General features: G+C 38.9%; 22 protein-coding genes, 2 rRNA genes and 2 riboswitches (1 of these 26 cut by a window edge). Of the genes, 2 read left to right on the top strand and 22 right to left on the bottom strand.

The genetic code is table 11. The features are described 5' to 3' along the window. From JNUCC25_RS02415 to JNUCC25_RS02340, 16 genes are all read right to left on the bottom strand, one after another. Positions 1-730, bottom strand: a 23S ribosomal RNA gene (locus JNUCC25_RS02415); it reaches 2,206 nt to the left of the window's first position. 258 nt (positions 731-988) lie between these two features. Then, positions 989-2,540, bottom strand: a 16S ribosomal RNA gene (locus JNUCC25_RS02410). The 16S and 23S rRNA genes sit together here, the layout of an rRNA operon. Positions 2,541-2,918: 378 nt before the next feature. After that, positions 2,919-3,932, bottom strand: coding sequence for a C40 family peptidase (locus JNUCC25_RS02405; protein WP_140456607.1), 1,014 nt, complete (start codon positions 3,930-3,932; stop codon positions 2,919-2,921). A 32-nt stretch (positions 3,933-3,964) separates the two neighbouring features. Beyond that, on the bottom strand, positions 3,965-5,038 hold the full coding sequence (locus JNUCC25_RS02400; RefSeq protein WP_013055203.1) for a dipeptide epimerase: 1,074 nt from the start codon (positions 5,036-5,038) through the stop codon (positions 3,965-3,967). Between the two features lie 60 nt (positions 5,039-5,098). Then, positions 5,099-6,265, bottom strand: a complete 1,167-nt coding sequence (locus JNUCC25_RS02395) for a DUF819 family protein (RefSeq protein WP_013055202.1) — start codon at positions 6,263-6,265, stop codon at positions 5,099-5,101. Between the two features lie 93 nt (positions 6,266-6,358). Further along, a complete protein-coding gene (locus JNUCC25_RS02390; RefSeq protein ID WP_013055201.1) occupies positions 6,359-6,682 on the bottom strand; it encodes a DUF3870 domain-containing protein in 324 nt (107 codons plus the stop codon). Positions 6,683-6,941: 259 nt separating this feature from the next. Then, positions 6,942-7,076 (bottom strand): hypothetical protein, encoded by a 135-nt coding sequence (locus JNUCC25_RS02385; protein WP_255255964.1) that lies wholly within the window; start codon positions 7,074-7,076, stop codon positions 6,942-6,944. 130 nt (positions 7,077-7,206) lie between these two features. Beyond that, positions 7,207-7,944, bottom strand: coding sequence for a glycerophosphodiester phosphodiesterase (locus tag JNUCC25_RS02380; protein WP_057274177.1), 738 nt, complete (start codon positions 7,942-7,944; stop codon positions 7,207-7,209). Between the two features lie 86 nt (positions 7,945-8,030). Then, the gene (locus tag JNUCC25_RS02375) at positions 8,031-9,371 is read right to left on the bottom strand and encodes an ABC transporter substrate-binding protein (RefSeq protein WP_013055199.1); all 1,341 of its coding nucleotides are present in this window, start codon (positions 9,369-9,371) and stop codon (positions 8,031-8,033) included. A gap of 13 nt (positions 9,372-9,384) precedes the next feature. Then, on the bottom strand, positions 9,385-10,197 hold the full coding sequence (locus JNUCC25_RS02370; RefSeq protein ID WP_013055198.1) for a carbohydrate ABC transporter permease: 813 nt from the start codon (positions 10,195-10,197) through the stop codon (positions 9,385-9,387). Then, positions 10,194-11,129 (bottom strand): carbohydrate ABC transporter permease, encoded by a 936-nt coding sequence (locus tag JNUCC25_RS02365; RefSeq protein ID WP_029325284.1) that lies wholly within the window; start codon positions 11,127-11,129, stop codon positions 10,194-10,196. The genes JNUCC25_RS02370 and JNUCC25_RS02365 overlap by 4 nt, the downstream gene beginning before the upstream one ends. Further along, entirely contained in the window at positions 11,126-12,241 is a 1,116-nt protein-coding gene (locus JNUCC25_RS02360) for an ABC transporter ATP-binding protein (protein WP_013055196.1), read from the bottom strand. Before JNUCC25_RS02360 ends, JNUCC25_RS02365 begins: the two co-directional genes overlap by 4 nt. Before the next feature lie 26 nt (positions 12,242-12,267). Beyond that, complete coding sequence (locus JNUCC25_RS02355; protein WP_035439542.1) at positions 12,268-12,840, bottom strand: glycerol-3-phosphate responsive antiterminator; 573 nt, start codon at positions 12,838-12,840, stop codon at positions 12,268-12,270. A 243-nt stretch (positions 12,841-13,083) separates the two neighbouring features. After that, entirely contained in the window at positions 13,084-14,079 is a 996-nt protein-coding gene (gene bioB, locus JNUCC25_RS02350) for a biotin synthase BioB (protein WP_029325282.1), read from the bottom strand. Positions 14,080-14,226: 147 nt separating this feature from the next. Beyond that, a complete protein-coding gene (locus JNUCC25_RS02345; RefSeq protein WP_029325281.1) occupies positions 14,227-16,452 on the bottom strand; it encodes an alpha-galactosidase in 2,226 nt (741 codons plus the stop codon). A 13-nt stretch (positions 16,453-16,465) separates the two neighbouring features. Next, positions 16,466-17,017 carry a hypothetical protein gene (locus JNUCC25_RS02340; RefSeq protein ID WP_244659799.1) on the bottom strand — a complete coding sequence of 184 codons (552 nt, stop codon included), beginning with the start codon at positions 17,015-17,017 and terminating at the stop codon, positions 16,466-16,468. A gap of 321 nt (positions 17,018-17,338) precedes the next feature. Between JNUCC25_RS02340 and JNUCC25_RS02335 the strand changes: the two genes are divergently transcribed. Beyond that, positions 17,339-18,652 carry an APC family permease gene (locus tag JNUCC25_RS02335; RefSeq protein ID WP_029325279.1) on the top strand — a complete coding sequence of 438 codons (1,314 nt, stop codon included), beginning with the start codon at positions 17,339-17,341 and terminating at the stop codon, positions 18,650-18,652. 129 nt (positions 18,653-18,781) lie between these two features. Here JNUCC25_RS02335 and JNUCC25_RS02330 read toward each other — a convergent pair whose 3' ends face one another. From JNUCC25_RS02330 to JNUCC25_RS02305, 6 genes are all read right to left on the bottom strand, one after another. Then, positions 18,782-18,916: a hypothetical protein gene (locus tag JNUCC25_RS02330; protein WP_258198311.1), complete on the bottom strand. Its 135-nt coding sequence runs from the start codon at positions 18,914-18,916 to the stop codon at positions 18,782-18,784. Between the two features lie 142 nt (positions 18,917-19,058). Then, complete coding sequence (locus JNUCC25_RS02325) at positions 19,059-19,844, bottom strand: EcsC family protein (RefSeq protein ID WP_013055190.1); 786 nt, start codon at positions 19,842-19,844, stop codon at positions 19,059-19,061. Positions 19,845-19,868: 24 nt separating this feature from the next. Then, entirely contained in the window at positions 19,869-20,474 is a 606-nt protein-coding gene (locus JNUCC25_RS02320) for a DedA family protein (protein ID WP_029325278.1), read from the bottom strand. 160 nt (positions 20,475-20,634) lie between these two features. Next, positions 20,635-21,666: a sporulation integral membrane protein YtvI gene (gene ytvI / locus JNUCC25_RS02315; RefSeq protein ID WP_013055188.1), complete on the bottom strand. Its 1,032-nt coding sequence runs from the start codon at positions 21,664-21,666 to the stop codon at positions 20,635-20,637. Between the two features lie 212 nt (positions 21,667-21,878). After that, positions 21,879-23,138 (bottom strand): cation:dicarboxylate symporter family transporter, encoded by a 1,260-nt coding sequence (locus JNUCC25_RS02310; RefSeq protein WP_029325277.1) that lies wholly within the window; start codon positions 23,136-23,138, stop codon positions 21,879-21,881. A gap of 106 nt (positions 23,139-23,244) precedes the next feature. Continuing rightward, positions 23,245-23,384: riboswitch (cyclic di-AMP (ydaO/yuaA leader) on the bottom strand. 273 nt (positions 23,385-23,657) lie between these two features. Next, positions 23,658-24,482 (bottom strand): undecaprenyl-diphosphate phosphatase, encoded by an 825-nt coding sequence (locus JNUCC25_RS02305; RefSeq protein ID WP_013055186.1) that lies wholly within the window; start codon positions 24,480-24,482, stop codon positions 23,658-23,660. Between the two features lie 457 nt (positions 24,483-24,939). Between JNUCC25_RS02305 and JNUCC25_RS02300 the strand changes: the two genes are divergently transcribed. Then, positions 24,940-25,230, top strand: coding sequence for a hypothetical protein (locus JNUCC25_RS02300; protein WP_013055185.1), 291 nt, complete (start codon positions 24,940-24,942; stop codon positions 25,228-25,230). Positions 25,231-25,311: 81 nt separating this feature from the next. Next, positions 25,312-25,426: riboswitch (TPP riboswitch) on the top strand. Positions 25,427-25,434 lie beyond the last annotated feature (8 nt).

Genomic DNA, 25,434 nt, shown 5'->3' with positions numbered 1-25,434 from the left:
TCACCTGGTTTCGGGTCTACAACCACATACTAAACGCCCTATTCAGACTCGCTTTCGCTACGGCTCCGCCTTATCAGCTTAACCTTGCATGGGATCGTAACTCGCCGGTTCATTCTACAAAAGGCACGCCATCACCCATTAACGGGCTCTGACTACTTGTAGGCACACGGTTTCAGGATCTCTTTCACTCCCCTTCCGGGGTGCTTTTCACCTTTCCCTCACGGTACTGGTTCACTATCGGTCACTAGGTAGTATTTAGCCTTGGGAGATGGTCCTCCCAGCTTCCGACGGAATTTCACGTGTTCCGCCGTACTCAGGATCCACTCAAGAGGGAACGAAGTTTCAACTACAGGGTTGTTACCTTCTTCGACGGACCTTTCCAGGTCGCTTCATTTACTTCGTTCCTTTGTAACTCCGTATAGAGTGTCCTACAACCCCAAGAGGCAAGCCTCTTGGTTTGGGCTAATTCCGTTTCGCTCGCCGCTACTCAGGAAATCGCATTTGCTTTCTCTTCCTCCGGGTACTTAGATGTTTCAGTTCCCCGGGTCTGCCTTCAATATCCTATGTATTCAGATAAAGATACTGTTCCATTACGAACAGTGGGTTTCCCCATTCGGAAATCTCCGGATCAAAGCTCACTTACAGCTCCCCGAAGCATATCGGTGTTAGTCCCGTCCTTCATCGGCTCCTAGTGCCAAGGCATTCACCGTGCGCCCTTTCTAACTTAACCATTAGCGAATAAATGGTACAACATAATGTTGTGTTATTTATTGGTTTGATTAAAGAAAAGTTTCACTTTTCCTCAGCAATTACTGTTATCTAGTTTTCAAAGAACAAAACAACTGACTTCAATCACATCATGATAAACATCACTGTGATATCTACGTGCAGTTTTGCGCCTAGTAATCGCAGGCGCAATTATTAATGAGAGATTGAACTCTCAAAACTGAACAAAGTGTCAAAACGTACGTCATGTAAAAATCCTTAGAAAGGAGGTGATCCAGCCGCACCTTCCGATACGGCTACCTTGTTACGACTTCACCCCAATCATCTGTCCCACCTTAGGCGGCTAGCTCCTTACGGTTACTCCACCGACTTCGGGTGTTACAAACTCTCGTGGTGTGACGGGCGGTGTGTACAAGGCCCGGGAACGTATTCACCGCGGCATGCTGATCCGCGATTACTAGCGATTCCAGCTTCATGTAGGCGAGTTGCAGCCTACAATCCGAACTGAGAATGGTTTTATGGGATTGGCTTGACCTCGCGGTCTTGCAGCCCTTTGTACCATCCATTGTAGCACGTGTGTAGCCCAGGTCATAAGGGGCATGATGATTTGACGTCATCCCCACCTTCCTCCGGTTTGTCACCGGCAGTCACCTTAGAGTGCCCAACTAAATGCTGGCAACTAAGATCAAGGGTTGCGCTCGTTGCGGGACTTAACCCAACATCTCACGACACGAGCTGACGACAACCATGCACCACCTGTCACTCTGTCCCCCGAAGGGGAACGCTCTATCTCTAGAGTTGTCAGAGGATGTCAAGACCTGGTAAGGTTCTTCGCGTTGCTTCGAATTAAACCACATGCTCCACCGCTTGTGCGGGCCCCCGTCAATTCCTTTGAGTTTCAGTCTTGCGACCGTACTCCCCAGGCGGAGTGCTTAATGCGTTAGCTGCAGCACTAAAGGGCGGAAACCCTCTAACACTTAGCACTCATCGTTTACGGCGTGGACTACCAGGGTATCTAATCCTGTTTGCTCCCCACGCTTTCGCGCCTCAGCGTCAGTTACAGACCAAAAAGCCGCCTTCGCCACTGGTGTTCCTCCACATCTCTACGCATTTCACCGCTACACGTGGAATTCCGCTTTTCTCTTCTGCACTCAAGTTCCCCAGTTTCCAATGACCCTCCACGGTTGAGCCGTGGGCTTTCACATCAGACTTAAGAAACCGCCTGCGCGCGCTTTACGCCCAATAATTCCGGATAACGCTTGCCACCTACGTATTACCGCGGCTGCTGGCACGTAGTTAGCCGTGGCTTTCTGGTTAGGTACCGTCAAGGTACGAGCAGTTACTCTCGTACTTGTTCTTCCCTAACAACAGAGTTTTACGACCCGAAAGCCTTCATCACTCACGCGGCGTTGCTCCGTCAGACTTTCGTCCATTGCGGAAGATTCCCTACTGCTGCCTCCCGTAGGAGTCTGGGCCGTGTCTCAGTCCCAGTGTGGCCGATCACCCTCTCAGGTCGGCTATGCATCGTTGCCTTGGTGAGCCGTTACCTCACCAACTAGCTAATGCACCGCGGGCCCATCTGTAAGTGATAGCCGAAACCATCTTTCAATCATCTCCCATGAAGGAGAAGATCCTATCCGGTATTAGCTTCGGTTTCCCGAAGTTATCCCAGTCTTACAGGCAGGTTGCCCACGTGTTACTCACCCGTCCGCCGCTAACGTCATAGAAGCAAGCTTCTAATCAGTTCGCTCGACTTGCATGTATTAGGCACGCCGCCAGCGTTCATCCTGAGCCAGGATCAAACTCTCCGAAGAAATGTTTGACTTGCTCATTTTAAAAATAAAAATTAACGTTGACGTTTGTCGCTTTGTTCAGTTTTCAAAGTTCAACCGCCGCTCTTAAGCGACTTCATTATCTTATCAAGTTATCAGCGTAATGTCAACAACTTTTTAAAATTCTTTTTTCAGCTTCGTTGTTACGAGTATGTCTCAACGACGCTTTATAATAATATAACGCTTTGCATATAAAGTCAATATGTTTCAAGAAGAAAAATGATTTTTTTCTCTTATTTAACTTCTTCCCTTACTGAGAAGTAATTAAACATAAATAAACTAAATTTTCTAATTTTTTATCTATACTCTATATTAAAAAAGAAGCCCTTCACAAAAAGAGCTTCTTACTTATCTTACTGATTAAGGTAAATAACGACGTGCACCTGCATACTCTTCAATATATCCCTTCGTGTTTAAAGGAATAATCTCTACTGTCCGCTCGGAGTTCGGCGAATGAATCATCATGCCATCTCCCGCATACATTGCTACATGGTGGACGCTTCCTTTTCCTTGGTTATAGGCAAAGAACAATAAGTCTCCAGGTTGAAGGTTGTTCATATCTACTGGTTTCCCTGCTCGAGACTGTGGCCCTGAGTCACGTGGAATCGTAATACCATGGGATTGGTACATCGTAAACGTAAATCCAGAGCAGTCAAATCCAAAACCGCTCATGCCAGCCCATAAATATGGAAGATTTAAAAATGCCTTTCCACTTTCAACAAGCTCCGTGCCAGTTGGTACAGGAATATCTTTTTGAGACGCGTAGATTTTTCCTGCTTTTGTAGAAATCCATGCTGTCTTTCCATTTGGTTTTAATACTTTATATGCACTCTTTGATTTTGCCAAAAGAGGTAAGCGCGTATTATAGCTAACTTCAATACCTTTCTTTTTTAAAGAAGGCGAATGATATAAATAAGTAGTCGGAGCCGTCACCATTACAAAAGGCTTCTTTGCATACTGTTCGTACCTTTTGCTATAGGTTAATTGTTTGGTAGGCATCCATCCGGGATATCCTAATTCATTTCGAGAAGTAGGCTGTCCGTCTACAGCTACTTTGACCCAGTCTCCTTGTTCGTCTAAAACCGTTACTTTGTTTCCATATAACGCTTGTGTCTCAAGCATCCCATCGCTAGATAACTGCTGCTTCTGTTTCAAATTCATCGATGTGGTCCACTTTTTCATATCTACAGGATTAGTAGCTGACGGAGCGTCCACTTCACGCAAGATGTTTGGTGCTGTCCACAGAGTAGCTGCTGCGACATCTATATAAGCAGTTTCTTTTTCTTGAGAAGCATGAACAGCAGGAACTGCACTGACCCCAAATGTAGCTAAAATAACTGTTGTTGCCGTCAAAAGCCAACGTTTTATATTCATCGTCTCTCTCCTTCTACTATATTACTATCCTTTTATTTTGAGATAGGAACGGTGATTTCTCCTATTCCAGGAAGATCTGATAAGAAAACCTCTTGACCGCTGTACTTTAACACATCCAGTTCAGTTGAAAGCCAAAGAGGAGCATCTAAGTCAAAATACGTGATATTCGGATGAGCGGCTGCCAGATGAGCAGCTGCTCCCACGGAAAGTGAGGGTTCCATCATGCTTCCAATCATACATGCAACACCGTTCGCCTCAGCAATACTTGCGATTTTTCTTGCTTCATTAATTCCTCCGCACTTCATTAACTTAATATTCAAAAGATCCACGTACCGCCCGCTTACAAGCCTTAATGCATCTTTGGCAGAAAATAGACTCTCATCTGCCATAATGGGTACGTTTACTCGTTCAGTCACAAACTTTAACCCTTCCCAATCATGAGCAGGGACAGGTTGTTCTACCAATTCAATACCAAAGTTGAGAGTTTCCATTTCATTAATTAATTGCACTGCTTGTTTTGGAGTCCATCCTTGATTTGCATCCAAACGAAGTTTTACATGATCCGGAATGACAGATCGAATATGTTTAATACGTTCAAGGTCTAGCTCAGGAATTGAACCTACCTTTACTTTTAAAATGTCAAATCCGTCCGCTGCACTTTTTTGTGCGTCTTCAGCCATTTTCTCAGGTGTATCAACACTTATCGTCATACACGTAGAGATAGGCTGCTTATCGCCCAAGAAAGCATATAAAGGAATGTTGAGAAACTTTGTATAAGCATCATGCAAAGCGATATCAGCAGCCGCTTTAGCACTTGAATTGTGAATACAGCAGCTTTGAATTTTTTTTAAGAGTTTTTGAAACTGACGTATATCCTCCCCTATTAGCGCTAGTTTAATAGGTCCTTGAAGTGCAGCTTGAATGCCTTCTAAAGAATCGCCTGTAATAACATATGTTGGCGAAGCCGCTCCTTTTCCTTTTATTCCGTTTTCTAACTGAATCTCTACACTTATACTGTCTATCTCTGTTGCTGTTCGAAGCGCTGTTTTAAACGGAACGAGCAGTGGAACGGTTTGATGCTTTACAGTTATGTCTTTAATTATCATTTCAATCGCTTCCTTTCGATTCAGCACAAATATTCTTTCATACGTATTTTTGGTTTATTCTTAAATCGCCCCTAAAATTTTGGCGATCATCATACCAAAATAAGTACCTAAGAAGGAACCCATCAGAGCCATAATGACTCCTACCGGAATCAGTGCACGGTTATAAGCAGCTGCAAGCATTGGAGCAGACGCCATTCCACCAATATTAGCTAAACTTGCTACTCCGAGCGTAAATAAATCATATTTAAATAGTTTAGCTAGCAACAGCATGATCACTAAGTGCACGAACATAATGAGAAAACCAGATACTAAGTAAATAGGAGCCTGAGCTAAATTTGAAAAATCTGATTGAGAAGCAATTAACGCTACAACGATGTATAACATAACGTTTGATACATCGAGCGTACCTGGAATTTTTGCCGCTGGGGTTACAGCAAGCACTAGACCAACGACAGAAGCAATCATAATCGTCCAGCTCGTTGCATTAATAACCGCTCCCACTTCAGGCAAACGCCCTCCGATAAATGTAGAAAATGCCGAAACGAACAAACCTAGACCAAGTAAATAAAGAAGATGCTGAAACTGAGGGCCTTCTTTTTCGCTTTCAGAAGTTGCTGCGACTTCATCTATACTATTCTCAATAAAGCTGACGTCTGCTTTTGTCCATTTATTAAATTTAGATGCAAATGGTACAAGCCAAAACATAAACATAACCCATACGGCATAGTTAATCGTATCCATCATAAGAGCGTAGCCAAATATATTTTCTGGAACATCCAAAATCCCTTGGAGAGCAACCATGTTAGCTGATCCTCCGGTCCAACTTCCTGATAAAGCACCAAAAGCTTTCCACGTATCCTCTACATAGAAATTCTTAAAGATGGCATAGACGAGGATAAAACCTACCATTATGCTAAAAACCGCGACGATGAATCCTCCCAGCATTCTTGGACCAAGTTTAATTACACTTCGAACATCACACTTTAACAGCATAAGCATCAGCATGGCCGGAAGCAGTGCATTTTTAACACCCGTATACATGGCGACATTTGATTCGCTATCCCCAAATAACCCTGCCGTTTGCATAAGAGCAGCTCCTATATAAATAAGTACAATACCCGGGATAAATTTGAAAAATCGATTGGCTTTAAATCTTTTTTCAATCCCTACCATGAGCGCAGCAAAGGCAGTTAACACACTCACATACATAAATCCATCTTGAATCATTTATTCTTCCCCCTTCATCTCCGCGAAAATATTTTTATACAAAACAAAATCCAGCCCAACGTTTGAAAACGTCAGGCTGGATTTCGTCTAGGTCTATGTAGACAAAGCAGCTGTTATTTGCTGATATTTTTTCTGTGCATCATGAAACGCTACCACCAGCGCTTTTTGGGAAGACCCGAAGTAGCGGCTGTTAATTTCGTCTGTAAGGGTGGGATCACTTATGTGACGTCCAATAAAAATCGATTGAACAAATCGAACGGTCAACTCAATCGTCGCTGAGCATTCCACATCAACAATTTTCCCATTTGTTTTATCAACTACCAACCCTAAAAAATACTGATTGAACTTTTTAGTAATCGGATTGCTTTGAGGAGCTTTGGCATCTCCAATAATGTAGATAGTATCTTGATCATACATGAGTTTTTATTCCTCCTAAAAGAGATAACAGACGATGCTAGGGACCGGCAAATGAACGTTTGCGGAGCTACGCAACATGTATTCGCTTTCATAAGGAACATTATAATCTATTCTCAATATATCATCTATAAAACAATTTCACAATATAAATTTTATACTATTCAGAATAGAATAAAATTTTTTCAAAAAAAGATTAAGACATAACGAACTTAATCCAACCTAAAGACGAACAAATGGGATACATGAGCTGAACCGCTTGTTACACCGCAGTTGATTTCCATGCAAGACCTCGCTTTCCGCGGGCGGCCGCTGAGCCTCCTCGTCGCTTCCGCTCCTGCGGAGTCTCACCTGTTCCGCTTTTTCCGCAGGAATTTTCGTCTTGCCCTCCAATCAACTGCTAGAAGGAACAAAACAGATGAAACTTACGTTCACCACAACAAAAAACGAACCACTAATCAAACATGTTGATCAAGGGTTCGTTTTTCACTGTGGGTCAAGTACTTTTGTCCCGGCTTCTTTCTACGTCATCCTTTGAACATTGTAGAGGAAAAACGGTTAGGGTAATCTGTCATCACTACTTTTACTGAAGCCTGCTGGAGCTTCAAAAAGTCATTCATTTCATTAATTGTATATACCCGTAAGTCTAATCCCTCTTGCTTTGCTTTTTTCCCGTATGAAGAAAGAGCAAACGACATATCACAGTGTAGGTGCGCTCCTATCGATTTTGCTTTTCCAATAGCATCTTCGCTCACCCCTTCAAATAAAAAACCTGTTGGTATATATGAATGGAGAGATCTCACTTTAGCCAAGCTATCATAGTTAAAAGATGACAAAATAACTTGATCTTCTAAATTAAACTCATCAATTAGACGAAGAACCTTTTCTTCAAGTTTTGGATAGTAAATTTGGTCATTTTTTAATTCAATATTCAGGGTCAATTTTGCCTTTTTGTCCATCATCCACTCAAACACTTCTATTAAAGCAGGAATTGATTGGTTAGAAAAACGAGAATCATACCAGCTTCCAGCATCGAATAAACGAAGCTGTTTATATGAAAACTCTTGAACATACCCCATTCCGTTCGTTGTTCTATCAATTCGCTCATCGTGAATAACTACTATTTCCCCGTCTTTTGTTAATTGTACATCCAATTCAATACCTGCAACCCGCATTTTTCTAGCTTCTTCAAATGCAATCATTGTATTTTCAGGATACCGTCCACTAAAGCCGCGATGCGCATAAAGATTAATTGAAGTGTTCATTGTCTTCCATCTCCCCTAACTAGTTATTCACTAAATAAAAAGCTCGTCCTCAAAATAACTTGAAAGACGAGCTTCGTAATCATAGGTTATTTTTGATTCCCTACTTCTAATGCTCTATTTGTTTCTTTTGCAGCTTGATCAAGTGCTTCTTTCGGCTTTACTCCCTGGTACAGGCTTTCCATTCCTGTTACTACCTTTTGACGTGATTCCGGAAATACCGAAATTAAAGCGCCTTGTGTTGCGGGAGTTGATTTAGTTTTATGCAGCTGATCAACCGTCACTTTTAGTTGAGGATATTTTCTCCATTCTTTCTTTACAATTTCTTGATCATATGCTTTAGGATTAACCGCAAAATAGCCACTTTCCACGTGCCATTTTGCCTGAACTTCTGGTGTTGCTAAATATTTCATGAAGTCCCACGCCGCTTTGGATGTTTCATCACTAATTCCTTTAGACATCCATAAAGATGCTCCCCCGATAGCTACTCCTTGGCGATCCTCTTCCTTTGGCACAGGAAGATCTGATACGCCTACTTCAAATGGAGCATTGTCTACTAATGTTTTAATACCTGCTGATGAGTCCAGGAACATTGCAATTTTTTTAGATTGAAATGCTGCGCGCATATCATCCCAGTTTTGTCCTACATTGTAGAATGTACCTTCTTTATACATATCATTGATTAAATTAAATGCGTTTTGTCCTTCTTTTCCATTAAATACTGCCTTCTCAGCATCACCTTTACGGCCGTTTTCGTGATCTACATACAAGCCGCCTTGAGAAGCAACTAGCTCTTCAAAAAACCATCCGTAATTTAGAATTGAAAAACCGTATTGCGATGTTTTATTTCCTTGTTTTTCTGTTAACTTCTTTGCAGCTGCCTTTAATTCATCATACGTTTTTGGAGGATTTTCAGGATCTAACCCTGCTTTTTTAAAAGCATCTTTATTGTAAACAAGAACAGGTGTTGAAGAGTTAAATGGCATTGAATATTGCTTTCCATCTACTTGGTAATAGCTTGAAATGTTCTTCTCCCACTGTGAAGTATCATAGTGGTCTTGATCGATAAACTTTTGAACAGGCTGAATCTTACCGCTGTCTATCATGAATTTCGTTCCTACTTCGAACGTTTGCATAATAGCGGGTGCATCCTTTGTTCCTGCTACTGTATTAAATTTTGTTTGTGCTTCCTCATACGTTCCTTGGAAAACAGGTTTTACTTCGACTTTGTCCTGAGATTTATTGTACTCATCGACAATTTTATTGAGTGATTTTTCAAGGTCACCGCTCATAGCGTGCCAAAATACGACTTCTGTTTTACCTGATGCTGTTTTTTTTGTTTCTTGCGCTTCCGAAGAACCAGTTGAATTTGAGCAAGCACCTAGAATAACTAGCAAGCATGCCGTTACGATAGCCAATATCTTTTTCATCACATTCACTCTCCTATTTAATTGCACCTTGGGTTAATCCTTTTTGAAGACGTTTTTGACCTAGGAATAATAGTAATAATGTCGGTAAGATAACAACAACGACAGCGGCCATAACCACTCCCCAATCAGTTGAAATCTCTTGTGTTTGCATTTGTTTTAAACCAATCTGAACGGTACGAACATCCTCTGTATTTGTCACTAATAGTGGCCATAAATACATATTCCATGTTGTTAAAAAGCTATATACGCCAAGCGTAACTAAGCTTGTTTTAGACACAGGAAGCACCACGTTCCAAAAGAAACGGAAGCGACTGATCCCTGCGACTTGAGAAGCTTCATATAACTCATTCGGAATGGTTTTAAACTGTTGGCGCAATAAAAAGGTTCCAAATGCTAAGGCGAAAAAAGGAATTGTTAATCCTAAATAGTTATTAATCCACCCTAGCTTTTGCGCTGTTAAAAAGTTAGGAACCATCGTTGCTTCCCATGGAATCATCATCGTAGAAATAAAGAGAAAGAAAATAGCATCTCTTCCTTTAAATTTAATAAATACAAATGCAAAAGCTGCCAAACTTGAAACTAACAGCTGCCCAGCCATGACGAAGATAGATACAGCAAAACTGTTAATTAAATAATGAAGCAGCGGAACTTTTTCAAAAGCATCCCGATAATTTTCAAGTGAAAAAGATGACGGCCAAATCTTTCCTTCCAACACTTCCGCTCCACTCATAAAACTAATGGAAAAAGCGTATAGGATAGGAAACATCAATACTAAAGTAGCTGCAATGAGCAGCAAGTAAGTTGTCCATTTTCTCGTGATGCTCATTGATAATGTACCTTCCTTTCTCCAAGCTTAAATTGAAGAGCCGTAACCAGTAGAATACAGAAAAACAAGATTGCAGCTTGAGCGCTTGCAGAACCAACATTATAGTTCACAAATGCATCTTTGTAGATTGAATAAACAATGACATTCGTAGAATCTGTAGGTCCGCCTTTTGTTAAAATGTCAATTTGTCCAAACGTTTGAAACGCGTTAATAAAAGAAACGGTAATGATAAAAAACAGCGTTGGCGAAAGCATAGGAAGCGTAATTTTACGGAGCTGATACCAATAGCTAACTCCAGCAATACGCGCGTTTTCATACAGCTTTTCATCAATATTTTGCAAACCGCCAAGTAAGATTAAAAAAGTAAATCCAATGTTCATCCAAATCGTAGAGATAGACACAGCAATCAGCGCATACTTAGGATCTAATAACCACTGCACATCATGAATGCCTACAAGATTTAATACTTTATTGATAACACCGATTGTTGGGTTATACATAAACATCCAAATTACAGAAGAAGCCGCTACGCTCATTCCCATCGTAGATGAAAACATTGTTCTGAAAAAACCAATTCCTTTTAGCTTTTCATTTGCGATTAGCGCTAGGAATAAGGCAATAATTAAACCTATAGGCACCGTGTAGAGTACAAATAAAAAAGTGGCTTTCATACTTTGTAAAAAGTTTGGATCTGTAAATAGATATGAGAAATTTTGTAATCCTACAAATTTCAAGGGATTTCCCTGTGTGTCTGTAATAAAAAGACTTAAATATAAGGTCTTAATCATTGGGTAGAAAAGAAATACACCAAATAACAATAATGATGGCAGCAAGTAAGATAATCCTACCAATAGGTTAGGCATTGACTTCTTTTCTTTTGGATTTGATGAAACAGAAACAGGCGAGTTTGCTGTTTTGGTAACAGCACTCATACAAATGCCCCCTTTACAGTTAAATCTTCCGTTGATGGTTCATAGTGCAAGCATGAATCTGTATCGTTATCAAATAAAAACAGATGTTTTGGATCGATAAAAATAGGGACGCGCTCTCCCACTTTTATATTCCATTGACCGTTCCACTTAGCCATCCACTGCTTGTCTCCCATATGAAATGTAAGCAGTGTTTCCGTGCCTAGAATTTCTACATTATCTACTTCCACAATAAAACTCGTATTATCGTTTGTCGCAAGCTGTATATGCTCAGGTCTCACTCCAACCACAACTTCTTTTTTACCGTTAAGGTTACTGTGTGGTGTACTCATAGAAATAGCTCTTCTATCTTCAAAAACTAGTAAGTTATTTTCTATAGAAACGTTTGATAAATTCATAGGGGGAGAACCTATAAAAGATGCTACAAACGTGTTCTTTGGTGCATTGTAAATATCAAGCGGACGTCCAATTTGTTGAATATTTCCTCCATTTAAAATCATCATTCGATCTGCCATCGTCATCGCCTCTGTTTGATCGTGCGTGACATAAATCATCGTAATACCTAACTTACGCTGAATCTGGCGAATTTCTGACCTCATCTTCGCGCGCAGCTTCGCATCTAAGTTTGATAACGGCTCATCCATCAAGCAAATAGGCGAATGAGTAACAATAGCACGCGCAAGCGCTACACGCTGACGCTGTCCTCCCGAAAGCTGTCTAGGCTTTCTCTTTAGATATTCACTTAAACCAAGCATCTCTGCTGCTTCCCTGCAGCGCTTTTGCTGTTCTTGCTTTGAAATCTTCTTTGTATGCAGGCCAAAAAGAATATTTTGTTCTACTGTCAAATGCGGATATAAAGCATAGTTTTGAAACACCATGGACAGATCGCGCTGACTTGGAAGCAGTTTATTTGCTTTTACATCTCCAATTAGCAGTTCTCCCTGCGTGACTTCTTCTAATCCCGCAATCATTCGCAGCATTGTACTTTTTCCACATCCTGAAGGACCTACTAATACGAAGAATTCTCCAGGTTCAATTGTGACGTTAATATCTTGAATGACATTTGTTTTTTGATCGTATGACTTTCCAATGTTAACTAGCTCTACTTTTTTCATTAAAAACGCTCCTTTCTCTCTCATTCTTATTTTTTCCACAGCCATGATTTCCCTGTAGAAATTGCCGTAGCCCCAGCTTTTAAAGCAGCTTGGATATGGCTTTCATTTTGAATGAGTCCACCTGTAATAATAGGGATACTTGTTTTTTTAACGATTTTCTCTATCATCTCCGGAATTAATCCTGGCATTAGTTCTAATGCATCCGGTTTAATATCTTGAACGGTTTTTAACCCTTGTGCTACTGCGTCTGTATCCACTAAAAACAGCCGCTGAATAGCAACCAGACCTTCCTGCTTTGCGTAATTAATGAGTGAACTTTTAGTGGTTACGATACCTGTAGGCTTTACAAACTTAGCAAGAAATTTAAGCCCTTCCCGGTCATAGCTAATTCCCGGAATTTTTTCAATGTGTAAGAAAACCATTCGATTATGCTGTTTGAGTAAATCTACGTAGCGTTTAATTACACTAATGTTGCCCGTTAATAAAAAAGCGGCCTGAATCTCTGTTTCTAAAAATTGCTCTAAATTTTTCGGACTTTTAATGGATGCAATTAAACGGTCTTGCCCAAGCTGTTGTAAGAAATCGGCTTCCTTATTCAAAACGATGCATTCCTTTCATTTATAAAAAAACCACAAAAAACACATAGGATGTTGATATAGACCTATTGTTTTTTGTGGTTTCTCAATTTCATAACCTTAGTCACTATTCACTTATCGTTCACATGTTTTATAATAATGGTTATTTATGAAGGAAATATAAAGAAGCTGTTGAGTTTTGTAAAAAAACCGTTTAGTTCCTGTAAATTGCCTAAAAATCAAAAAACCGTTGATTTCTCAACGGCTTTACAGTGCACATTCTTCAATTTCAAATCCTAAATCTTCAATTAAACCCCAGTCAGCTGTAGGTTCTTGACCTTGAGTCGTTAAATAATCACCTACAAAAATTGAGTTTGCAGCAAACAAACCAAGCGGCTGAAGTGATCTGAGGTTGACTTCTCTGCCTCCTGAAATTCGAATTTCTTTGGTTGGATTTACAAAACGCATCATCGCTAACAGCTTTAAGCATTGCATTGGCTTTAACGCCTTTTTGTCTTCTAGAGGCGTTCCTGGAACGGCAACAAGAAAGTTGCATGGAATAGAATCTGCATCTAACTTTTTAATTTGAAAAGCTAATTCAACGGCTTGTTCATTTGTCTCGCCCATTCCAAAAATCGCACCGGAACAAGGTGACAAACCTGCTTTTTTAGATGTAGTAACCGTATCAACTCGATCTTCATAGCCATGCGTAGAACAAATATTGTCATAGTTATCAGCGTGAGTATTTAAATTATGATTATAGCGATGAACACCCGCCTCGACTAGTTCGTGTGCTTGATTATCTGTTAAAAACCCTAGACAGGCACAGATTTTCAAGTCTGTCTTTTGACGGATTTCTTTTACCGCTCCCACTACGTGCGCTACTTCTTTATCAGTAGGCCGGCGGCCTGACGCCACGATACAATATGTACCTGCTTTTCTTTTTTGAGCTTCAAAAGCACCTTCTACAATTTTCTCTTTTGTTAACCACGCATACTTATCAATCGGCGCTTCTGATACAATCGACTGCGAACAATATCCACAGTCTTCTGGACATAAACCTGATTTAGTATTAATAATCATATTAAGCTTTACTTTTTTTCCATAATGATGATGACGAATTAAGTACGCGGCATTCATGACCTCTAACACTTCTTCATCCGGTACATGAAGAAGTTGAAGCGCTTCGTTATATGTAATTTCTTTCCCTTTAATAATAGACTGAGCAAGTGCTTTCCAATCTCTTAAACTTGTGGTTTCCATCGATTCCCCTCCACTTTAGTAAACTAAAAAAATATAAAGTTAACAATTATAACTAAAAGTTACCATTACTTCTCCTTTTATGTCAACACTGTATAAATAATAGTTAACTCAAAAAGCCACTTCTATGATATAGAAGTGGCTTTTTGCTTATTGCGCTTGCAGTGTGTAAATAACCGATACAAAGTCTCCAGATTTTTCATCGTATGCTTCAACACCCGAATACTCATGAGTTAGAGCAATACCTGCGTACATGAGCTCATCTCCATAAGCTGTTTGATCTGTTTCCATCACTGTATATTCATAATCAGGTTGAAGCCCTTTTAGCTCAATGCGTTCGTAAGAAGGATTTGGTCTAGCTAATACTTGATAATAACCGATGATTGCCTGTTTTTGATCGGATGAAACAACCATCCAGCTCGTCACATTTCCATCTTGTTCAAACGGACTTTTTAAACGATAGAATATGCCATTTTGAATAAGAGATCGGTGTTTTTTATAATACTGAATTTGTTGTTTTACGGTTTCTTTTTCATCTTCTGTCATCAGCGTAACATCTAACTCATAACCAAATGCGCCAAAATACGCAACGTCTCCTCTTGTTTCTAGACTTGTTACTCTGCGTACTTGATGATTTGGTACGGCTGATACGTGTGCCCCCATTGAACTGATTGGATAGGCAAAAGACGTGCCGTACTGAATTTTTAGACGTTCAATCGCGTCCGTGTTATCGCTCGTCCAAGCTTGAGGAGCATAATAAAGCATTCCCGGATCAAATCTAGCGCCCCCGCTTGCACATGATTCAAATAAAATATCCGGAAACTTCCTTGTTAGTCGCTCATACAAATCATACACACCTAAAATATAGCGATGTACTACTTCAAACTGACGGTTCGCGGGCAGCCCAACAGATCCAACCTCCGTTATATTTCGATTCATATCCCATTTTATATAAGAGATAGGCGCTTCACTTAAAATAGCTTCCATTCGTTCATAGATATAATTCACTACTTCTTCTCGTGAAAAATCAAGTACATATTGATTTCGTCCATGAGACTGATGACGATTTGGCACATGAATCAACCAATCTGGATGCTTTTCATACAAGTTGCTTTGCTTTGAAATCATTTCAGGTTCAAACCATAACCCAAAGTCCATACCTAAATCCGTTACTTTTTGAGCCAATGACTTCATACCGCCCGGAAGCTTATTTTCATCTACAAACCAATCTCCAAGAGAAGTTGTATCATCGTTACGTTTACCGAACCAGCCGTCATCCAATACAAAAAGTTCAACGCCTAGCTTTTGCGCTTCTTTGGCAATATGTACAATTTTCTCTTCGTTAAAATCAAAATACGTCGCTTCCCAGTTATTAATTAAAACTGGCCGCTCCAAATCCCGCCATTTTCCTCTAGCAAGACGCTTGCGATAAAGCTCGTGATACTCTTGGCTAAGGCCGTTTAGCCCGCTATTTGAATAAGCCAGTACTAGTTCTGGTGATTGAAAAGTTTGTCCACTTTCTAGTCGCCACTGAAAATCAAAAGGATGAATGCCCATCGTTATTCTTGATACATTGTAATGATCTACTTCCACTTGTCCAAGAAAGTTTCCGCTGTATACAAGACTAAAACCATACGCTTCTCCACTGTGTTCAGTTGCATCTGGGTTCTTTAAAATCAAAAATGGGTTTTGCTGACTGCTGCTTGTACCTCTCACACTAGAAATACTTTGAATACCAGGCTGAAGCATTCGTGTTTTCACGTGTCTTTCTCGAATCCACGCACCGGAAAGCTGAACCATCTCATAATTTGATGTAGGCAAATCAATGCTGCCGCTCATGATACGCAAAATATCGACTGCTTCTTCCCCTCTATGCTCAAATCGTGCGTGACGCGTAATAATATTTCGGTCTTCGTAAACGGTATACGTTAAAATAAGTGATGCATTGAGCAATTTATCAATCAGTTCAACTTCTACACTTGTGGCTTCACTCTCTTCTTCTACATATGTAGCAGGTAAGCCGTTTAATGGCTTCTTGCCTTTGTAAATTTTATGGTTATCGTATTCAAAATTTGTGATTCGGCTTCCGTTTTGCTGAAGAAGTTGATAGGCTGGCTCTCTGAAGTCTGTTGTTCCATAAGAAGGATACTCTTGTTTGATTGTTTCAAGAGAAAATGCTAGTTCTCCTTCATATACCGAAGCGCTAGCTCCTCTTGTTTCTACACGTAAAAAATGCTGAAAAGATGAACGGTGCTTAAGCTTTTTTCCATAGTACAAGTGACCGAGCTGCCCGTTTCTCAACACTGAAAAGATATAACTTACATCGCGTCCCTGCAGGTGAAATTCCTTTGTACGTTCATTAAATAAGATTCCCACTTTATCTCTCTCCTTACCATCGAATATCTAACGAGACATTTCCTTTTTCATCTATTGCCGTTGCATGCTCAAAAGCAGATGCTAGATTAATCTCTTTTCTCTCATACCATTTCGCTAAATCTTTGAATAACTCTTCTGTTTCAACCATTCTTGTGTCTACTCGCAGTTCAGTTTCATAGCTATGAAGAGACCAAGTGCTTTCACTAAATAAAGTCATTTCTACATCTAGACACATTTCTTTCCAATTGGGGGCACACAGAATAGGATGACGTATGTCTGAACATGCAATGGTGTAGCGGTTAGAACCATTCTTATTCATAAAACAATGAACAAAAGAGGCACTCACATCACCCTTACTAGTTTGTAAAGATTTATATAGTTGGATATCTAACAACGGAACGCTCCATTTTAATTTCATTTTTGGAAGAATTCTTTTTTTAACCGACTTGACCGTTAATTTAATAAAATAAACACCATCTTTTTTTGTTTCATCCAATACGACATGCACACCTGGTTCCTTGTTTATCTCCAAGTTTATATAGGGTGTAGCAATCACTTCCTTCATCTCCTTTACCATCATTCTTAACTTTGTATACCGACAAAGATGTAACCGCATTCAAAAATTTGTTTTTGTATTTATTACAAGTAGATCACCCTAAACGAAGCTTTTTTACTTTCTTTCATTTTATGTAAAATACTTTCTAGACTCAATGGTAAAAATCAAAGTGAAAAAAAGCATTTTTTTGCTTTATCTAGCAATCAATTAAACGCTCTTTATCTCTTAGCGCGCAATTTTCTCTTCTTTTTTAAAAAAAGATGACAAACCTAATAATATAGTATAATAATAAATAATGCAGAATGATTATACATAGAAAGGATGACAAATATGAATCATGAACCTTCTCTTCTTAAACAACTAAAATTATGGCATATCGTCGTGATAGGCTTAAGCTACATGGCACCTATGGCCGTTTTTGATACATTTGGCATTGTAACTGAATCAACAGGTGGACATGTTTCAGGCGCTTATGCATTCACGTTGATTGCTATTTTATTTACAGCCATTAGTTACGGAAAAATGGTAAAAGCTTTTCCGGGAGCTGGTTCCTCTTATACATATGCACAGCAAGTACTGAATCCAAGCATTGGTTTTTTGGTAGGATGGACGGCTCTTCTTGATTATCTATTTCTGCCAATGATCAATGCACTTTTGACAAATATTTACCTAAGCTCTCTGTTTCCAGGTGTTCCAAAGGCCGTATGGATTATCAGCTTTGTTGTCATCATGACCATAATGAATATTTTTAGCGTTCATTTAACCGTTTCTTTTGGTACGCTATTAGTTGCTTTTCAAATTTTAGTCGCTATTATCTTTATTATTTTAAGTGCTACAACTCAAGGCCAAGAGCTATCATTTAAACCGTTTATAAGTGAATCGGCCTCTATATCTCTGTTATTAAACGGAGCAGCTATTTTATGCTTTTCTTTTTTAGGATTTGATGCTGTAACTACCATGGCCGAAGAAACACTTAAGCCTGAGAAAACCATTCCTAAAGGTATTCTCATTATTGCATGTACGGGAGGCGCCTTATTTATCACAGTTTCTTACTTTGCTCAGCTTCTTTTCCCTTCAGCCTCTTTGTTTCATGATTTAGAAGGTGCATCAGCGGAAATTGCTTATAAAATTGGCGGTCAGCTTTTTCAATCTATTTTTGTAGCAGCGGCCTTGACTTCAACTATTGCTTCTGGACTTGTCTCGCATATGAGTGCATCAAGACTTCTCTATGCAATTGGGAAAGATGGTTATCTGCCTCGGAGAATTTTTGGCTATATTCACCCTAAAACAAAGACACCTGTTTGGAACGTGGTGATTATTGGTGGCCTCTCCTTAATTTCACTAGGTCTGTCTCTTGAAAAAGCTACCTCTTTAATTAATTTTGGTGCTTTAATTGCGTTCAGTTCAGTGAACATAGCGGTTTTTATCCATTATTTTATTCATCAAAACAAACGATCTCTCAGTGGATATATTTCATATGTACTTATGCCTTTACTCGGCAGTTTATTTTTATTTTTTATGTGGCTTAACTTAGAAAAAACATCCTTATTTATCGGTATTGTATGGAGTGTAATCGGAATTATTTATTTACTGATTGCCAGACGAAAAAATACTATTACCATTCCTACTTTTCATTTTGATTAAGGAACTAGACTTAACACACCTCGACATATTTCCCCAGAAATAATGTCGAAAAAAAGTAATTCAGATATAAGCAAATCAATCCCATCTAAACACGAACAAAAAGGTAAACGATCTAGTATGAATCACTCGTTACACCACTGTTGATTTCCGTGCAAGGCTTCGCTTTCCGCGGGCGGCCGTTGAGCCTCCTCGTCGCTTGCGCTCCTGCGGGGTCTCATCTGTTCCGCTTTTTCCGCAGGAGCCTTCGCCTTGCCCTCCAATCAACAGCTAGAAGCAACTAAACATATGAAAGCTACATTTACTATACCAATGAAAAAATCCGAACGTATTTGATTCTCAACCAAGAATCAAACTCGTTCGGATCTTTCTTCAACTAAAATACTTTCGTACCAGTCTCTTTTTATTTTTAAGATTGTGAGACCTTTTCCAAAATGCGTCTTTTACGGTAAAGCATCATCCCAACTTCCCCTATATCGCTAATCGCTTGTTTGTTAATATACGCTCCAAATACCATTCCTGCTATAGGAATCATTTGAAACAGCTTTTTCCATCCCAAGTTGTCCCTGTAGGTTAGAAACACTTCTCTCCACCCTTGCAGCTGCTGCAAGCTCTGCGTTCGATTGCCGCTTGCTAATTCTTCTAAAATCGCACGCTTTCCTACAATATCAGAGGATGAAAACTGCATGCATTTGACCATGAAAATGCGTTCCTCTTGCTCAGTGGGATCGTAACCATAAGAAACAGCCACTTCTTGCAGTGTCTTAAGTGTAAGTCCCAATACAAAAGGAATATCAATCGCCAGTGTAAAAATCCCCCCTACCCCGGTTGTAGCTCCTTGCAGCTGTGCATTCTTTTTTCGGACTTCAATAAAATACTCCGCCAATCCATCCATTTCTTGCAGAGATAAATGCTGAATATCCTCTATTGAAAGCTGCTTCTTTTCTTGTAATTGAGCTGATGCTTTCTCTAGCGTGGCAGACGTATTAGCTAAATACTGGCCTCCATTATCAACATACTTAGCAATTTCATCTAATAATTTTTCTATTTTTTGATGAATGAACTTTGGCGTTACTTTATCTAAAGCTGAAAAAGGCAAGCGAGCCAGCCGCTCCCAGAAAAAAAGTCCTTTTTGGTCTTTCTCCCACTTTTCAATTTTTCGTAACTCTACTCTTAACTGCTCATGCTCTGACATATCCTCACTCTTTTCCTCGATTTATCAGCTCTGCCCTACTTGTTTATTCCGCACATATTTAATGATAAAAAACAATCCAATTAAAACAACAATTCCGATTCCAATAGGCTGCATATATTGAGACACAATCGGCCCCACCTCTTTCCACTTAGGTCCTAACTTATATCCTAAATATACGTAAATAGCCGTTACTGGAAGCATCGCAACAAATGTGTAAATAGAAAACAGCCATACATTCATTTTTGCCATCCCGCACGGAAAAGAGATAGCCGTGCGCACTCCTGGAATAAAGCGTCCAAAAAAAGCAACCCCGCTGCCATACTTATTAAAAAAGCGATCAGCGGCGTCAATTTCTTTTTCTTTCACCAAAAAGTATTTTCCATATTTTAAAACCAGCGGTCGTCCACCGTAACGTCCCAGTGCATAAAGAGTCAACGGTCCACAAACACCGCCTACTGTACCTGCAAGGATAGCCAGATACAAGTTCATATCACCTTGATACACCCAATACCCTACTAAAGGTAAAACAAGCTCTGCCGGGACAAATTCAAACGTTAATGCTAAAATTACGCCAAAATAAGAGAGCTGTTTTAGCGCTTCAATTAAAGAAAGTAAAACCGACTCTAACAAAAATTCTCCTCCTCATGTCATTAAATCTAAGACTGCAAAACTATAATTTAGCCGATTGATAGATAAAAACCAACGCGGCATAGTTTTTTCCTTTCCCTCTTTACGTATTACGTACTACAAAAGTTTCAATAAAAAAAAGCGCTAATTTTATCCAGCGCTTTTATAGTTTAAAGTTAATTTGAATAATACCTACTTTACGAAGAGCATCGTATAAAATAACTAAAGCCGGTCCTAAAAATAATCCGACAAAGCCTAAAAGTTTAAATCCAATGTACAAACTAACTAGTGCAGCCAAAGGCGAAATACCCATATTTGTAGAAAATACTTTCGGTTCTACTACACGTCTTACTACCGTAATGACTCCAAATAGAATAAATAAGCCGATTGCTAATGAGTCATGCCCTTGCGTAAGAGCAAAAATTCCCCATGGAACGAGCACCGATCCTGTCCCAAGGATTGGTAAGATATCGACAATTACAATTAATAAACTAAGCAGCGCGGTATACGGAACATCTAATAGCCAAAGCCCTACATAAGCCATTACAAACGTCATGACACTTAAGATAATTTGTGCCTTAATAAAACCAACCCCCGCTTGGATAAGCTGAGTGATGACAACTTGTAGCTTATATTTCGTTTCTTCTGTTAAAAATGACTTAATTTTATTTTTAATAGCAGGCAGCTCAAGGCTGATAAATACAAGCGCTACTAAATAAATAAGAAACTCTAATAGAAACCCAGGAACAGTAGCGGCAAAGCTAATGATGATTTCTACGGTACTCTTTAATAGAGAATCTAATGAATTTACGGTCTTTTCAAGCGTGCGCTCGATAGAAGAAATCACTTCTGTAGGAAGAGCGTTTGAATAGTATTTCCACTTAATAATAGTTGGATAAATCGCGGTTTCATAGATTTCTTTTACAAAGGAAGGCGCTATTTTTGAAAGAGCAACCACTTGCGTAACGATTGTCCGAACAATAAAAAATCCAATAAGTATGAGCGAAACAACATATAAAATGAAGGTCATAAGCACTGCATAGACTCTCTTCATTTTAAAAGATTGATGCAATTTCTGAACAATACCCTCAAGTGCTAATGCTGTTAATAAAGCAAACACAATCGGTAAACTGTAAGGGATTAACAAACATACGATTACTATCGAGGCGATGACCCATATTCGCTTTTTCCACATACTCTACTATCCCCCTACTAGCTAAGCTATCTCTATATTTACTGATAAAGAAAGGAACCAGTGACTGCTTTATATAAGAATAAAATTTGGATATTTTTATACCTGATGTTACATATTATAGGGTCAATTCCCATAATAATAAAGGAATTATTATGAAAAAAGCTACTTATTCTAATTTTTTGAATAGAATAAGTAGCTTTTTAATTTATAAATTAGCCGGCTTTCATGACCTCTGTACCTTTTTTAGGGTCAAATTTGCCTTCTGATTTAGACATTACAATTGCGGCTAGTGTGTTTCCTACTAAGTTAACAACCGTACGTGCCATATCCATGATTCTGTCTACTCCAGCAATGAAGGCTAATCCTTCTGCGGGAACACCGATTGTTCCAAGAGTAGCTAGTAATACAACAAATGATGTTCCTGGCACTGCAGCCATTCCTTTAGATGTAACCATCAATACAAGAATGAGCGTCAGCTGTTGAACGATCGTTAAATCAATACCATACACCTGCGCTAAGAATAACGCTGCAATCGCTTGATAAAGAACGGAACCATCTAGGTTAAATGTATAACCAATTGGTACAACGAACGATACGATAGCTTTTGGACAGCCCATCTTTTCAAGTTTTTCCATGATACGCGGAAGAACTGTCTCAGAACTAGATGTACTGTATGCTAACAACAGTTCATCTTTCATATAGCGGAATAAGTGGAAGATGTTAATTCCTGCCCATTTCGCAATTCCTCCCAATACAACAAGTAGGAAGAAAATTAACGCTAAGTAAACTAAGATAACAAGCTTTCCTAATGAAAGGAGTGAATCTAAGCCGAATTTTGAAACTGTTACACCAATTAAAGCAAATACACCAATTGGAGCCACTTTCATTACAAGGTTTACCACGTGAAACATTGCGTGAGAAACGCCGTCGAAGAATTGTACAACTGGCTTTCCTCTTTCCCCAATTGCCGCTACTCCAAGTGCAAATAACACTGTAAAGAAGATAATTGCTAGCATGTCTCCTTCAACAATTGACTGGAAAAAGTTTGTTGGAACAATGTGTAAGAAAGTTTCAGCCACTGACTTTCCTTCTTGCTGTTCGGATGTTTCAACGTATTGTGAAATATCACTCTTCTGTGCTGAATGAATGTCTACACCTTGCCCAGGATGAAAAATATTAGCAACCAATACACCGATTACAATTGCAAAAGTCGTAATAATTTCAAAATAGAGAATGGTTTTAACGCCGAGCTTTCCGACCTGTTTACCGCTCCCCGCTCCTGCAACTCCAACGACTAAGCTTGAGATAACAATTGGAATAACAATCATCTTAATTAATCTTAAAAATAGGTCTCCTAGCGGCTGTAGGTATGTTACTACACGCGGATCGTTAAACCAAATTACCCCTACAAGAACACCAAGGATTAAACCGGTAAAAATCTGCGTAGCCAAACCAAAACGAATTTTTTTCATAGATGTACCTCCCCAAAGATGTATGACATTTGTATATACTTTTCTGAAAAAACAAAAAAAGACTATTCTTAAGAAAGAACAGCCTTTTACTTACGCTATTTTGGGCTCTTTCTCTCAATAAAGCAAACGGGGTTAACTGTCGGATTCGGAATTGAGAGTTTCCTACCTTTTGTAAGGATTCACCCCAAGGCAGCTTTACTGCCGATAATGATTCCCCCGCTCTATACGATTAAGCTTATTATTCAGTTTTTATAAAATTAAAACGATCTATACGTTGTCATACGTTTTTTACAGTCAATAAAACTAAACAGAAGTCTTACTTTTACTTAACTTTATACTGCACAAATATTAATTTACTATTTTTCGACACGTTTTGTCAATACCCATGTTTGTAAAACGCTTTCAAAAGGCGATAATATATATTTATGCAAAAAAGCTATTGCAACATTGCAATAGCTTTTTCTTGCTCTTTGAGTCTCTATTAGAAGTTTAAGGGACTAAAGAACACGCGTGTTTATTTTATAAAAATACAAAATATAGAATAGCCGCTAAAACAATTCGATATAGTGCAAATGGTACTAATTTGATACGATTAATTAATTTCAGGAAAAAGCGAATAGATACCAGCGCAAAAATAAAGGCGCTGATAAAACCAGCAATAAAAAACGGTAGTGCATCTGATGTGAAATACTGCCAGTTTTTAACCAATGAAAGTCCACTTGCTCCTGCCATGATTGGCACTGCCATAATAAATGTAAAATCTGCGGCTGCCTTATGGCTCATTCCAAGAAGAACCCCTCCTGAAATCGTTGAGCCTGAACGAGAAAAACCTGGCCAAAGAGCAATACATTGAAACAGTCCTATACCCAGTGCTTGTCCATAAGACATTTGGTCCACCGTCTCTACACGCGGACGTTTAGGTCCAAACAAATCTGCTAGAATCATTAATACAGCTCCGACCACTAAGCCAATTAGCACCGTATTTAAAGAAAACAAATGTTCATCAATGTAATCATCAAACAAAAGTCCTAACACTCCTGCGGGTAACAGACCAACAATTACCTGCATTAAATTCAAGCGATTTGTCGGTCCAATTGGAGCAGCTGGTTTTTTTCCTAATCCTAATAAATTAATAAAACGATCTTTAAAAATAACAACTACTGCTAAGATCGACCCTAGCTGAATAACAATTTTAAATGTATTAGCTACTGGAGATGAAAATAATTCTTTTGAATTTAACCACAGGTCATCCACAATAATCATATGCCCAGTTGACGAAACAGGAGCAAACTCTGTTAAACCTTCTACAATCCCTAAAATGATTGCTACAATAATTTCCCACATAAAGCTATGTACCTTGCCTTTCTTTCAAATTAATAAGCTTATCGCTTCGTTTTACATGCTCAACTATTTTCCTATTTTGACACTTGCTTTTTTATCATAATTGTTAAAACTATGAAATACAATGTGTATTTGCAAAAAGATAAGAATCTTTAATAATTTGTAATAAAAACCTTACATGCTATAACCAAAAAACACGATATCAGCTTTTATTTTTTTTAGAAATTAGTCACTATGTTCGGTATAAATTCCGGGCCCTTAGCTAAAAATGAATCATCTAGACTATTTTTCTTTAGTGTGAAAATATGACTAAATCATTATGTTTTTTCCATCTCCTTTACTGTTATCTATCATTTTAATCAACTAGTGCTTGCTTATACGACATATCCCCTAAGTAATTTGAAACTTTTTTCTCTCTTTTCTCGTATATAGTAGTATCTTTTTTAGGAGGCTTTTTACTATGAATGGAAATGTACGTACAATGAAATGGGTCACTGCTGGGTATGAAGCCTTGCTGGGAATTCCTTTAATTGGCGCGGGGATTGTTATGGGCTTTAGTTATACTCCTCTTTTTATTGGATTTATTCTTCATGCTATCACGCTCATTTTAGCTAATAGACGAGGTTTATCTGCTTATGGAAACATACTAGGGATTGTTACCTCACTGGTTGCTTGGATTCCATTTTTAGGGTTTATCATGCATATTATTACAGCTATTGTGATTGCAATCGATGCTGCTAGACAACGTTAATTGTCTAGCTTTTTTTATTTAAGGGTTGATTTTTTACCGAATGATGGTAAACTTAAGCCGTAAATTGAATAATTTGAATGTTATTTCTACTAGGGGTGTCTGATAGCTCAGACTGAGAGAAGAGTGCAATAAAACTCTTTAACCCTTTGAACCTGATTTGGGTTATACCAGCGGAGGGAAGTAGTCTTGAAAAGAATAGTATAT

Source organism: Priestia sp. JNUCC 25 (genome assembly GCF_053667915.1).
Note: the sequence above shows the minus strand (reverse complement) of the source record. Positions and strands in the feature narration are given on the sequence as shown.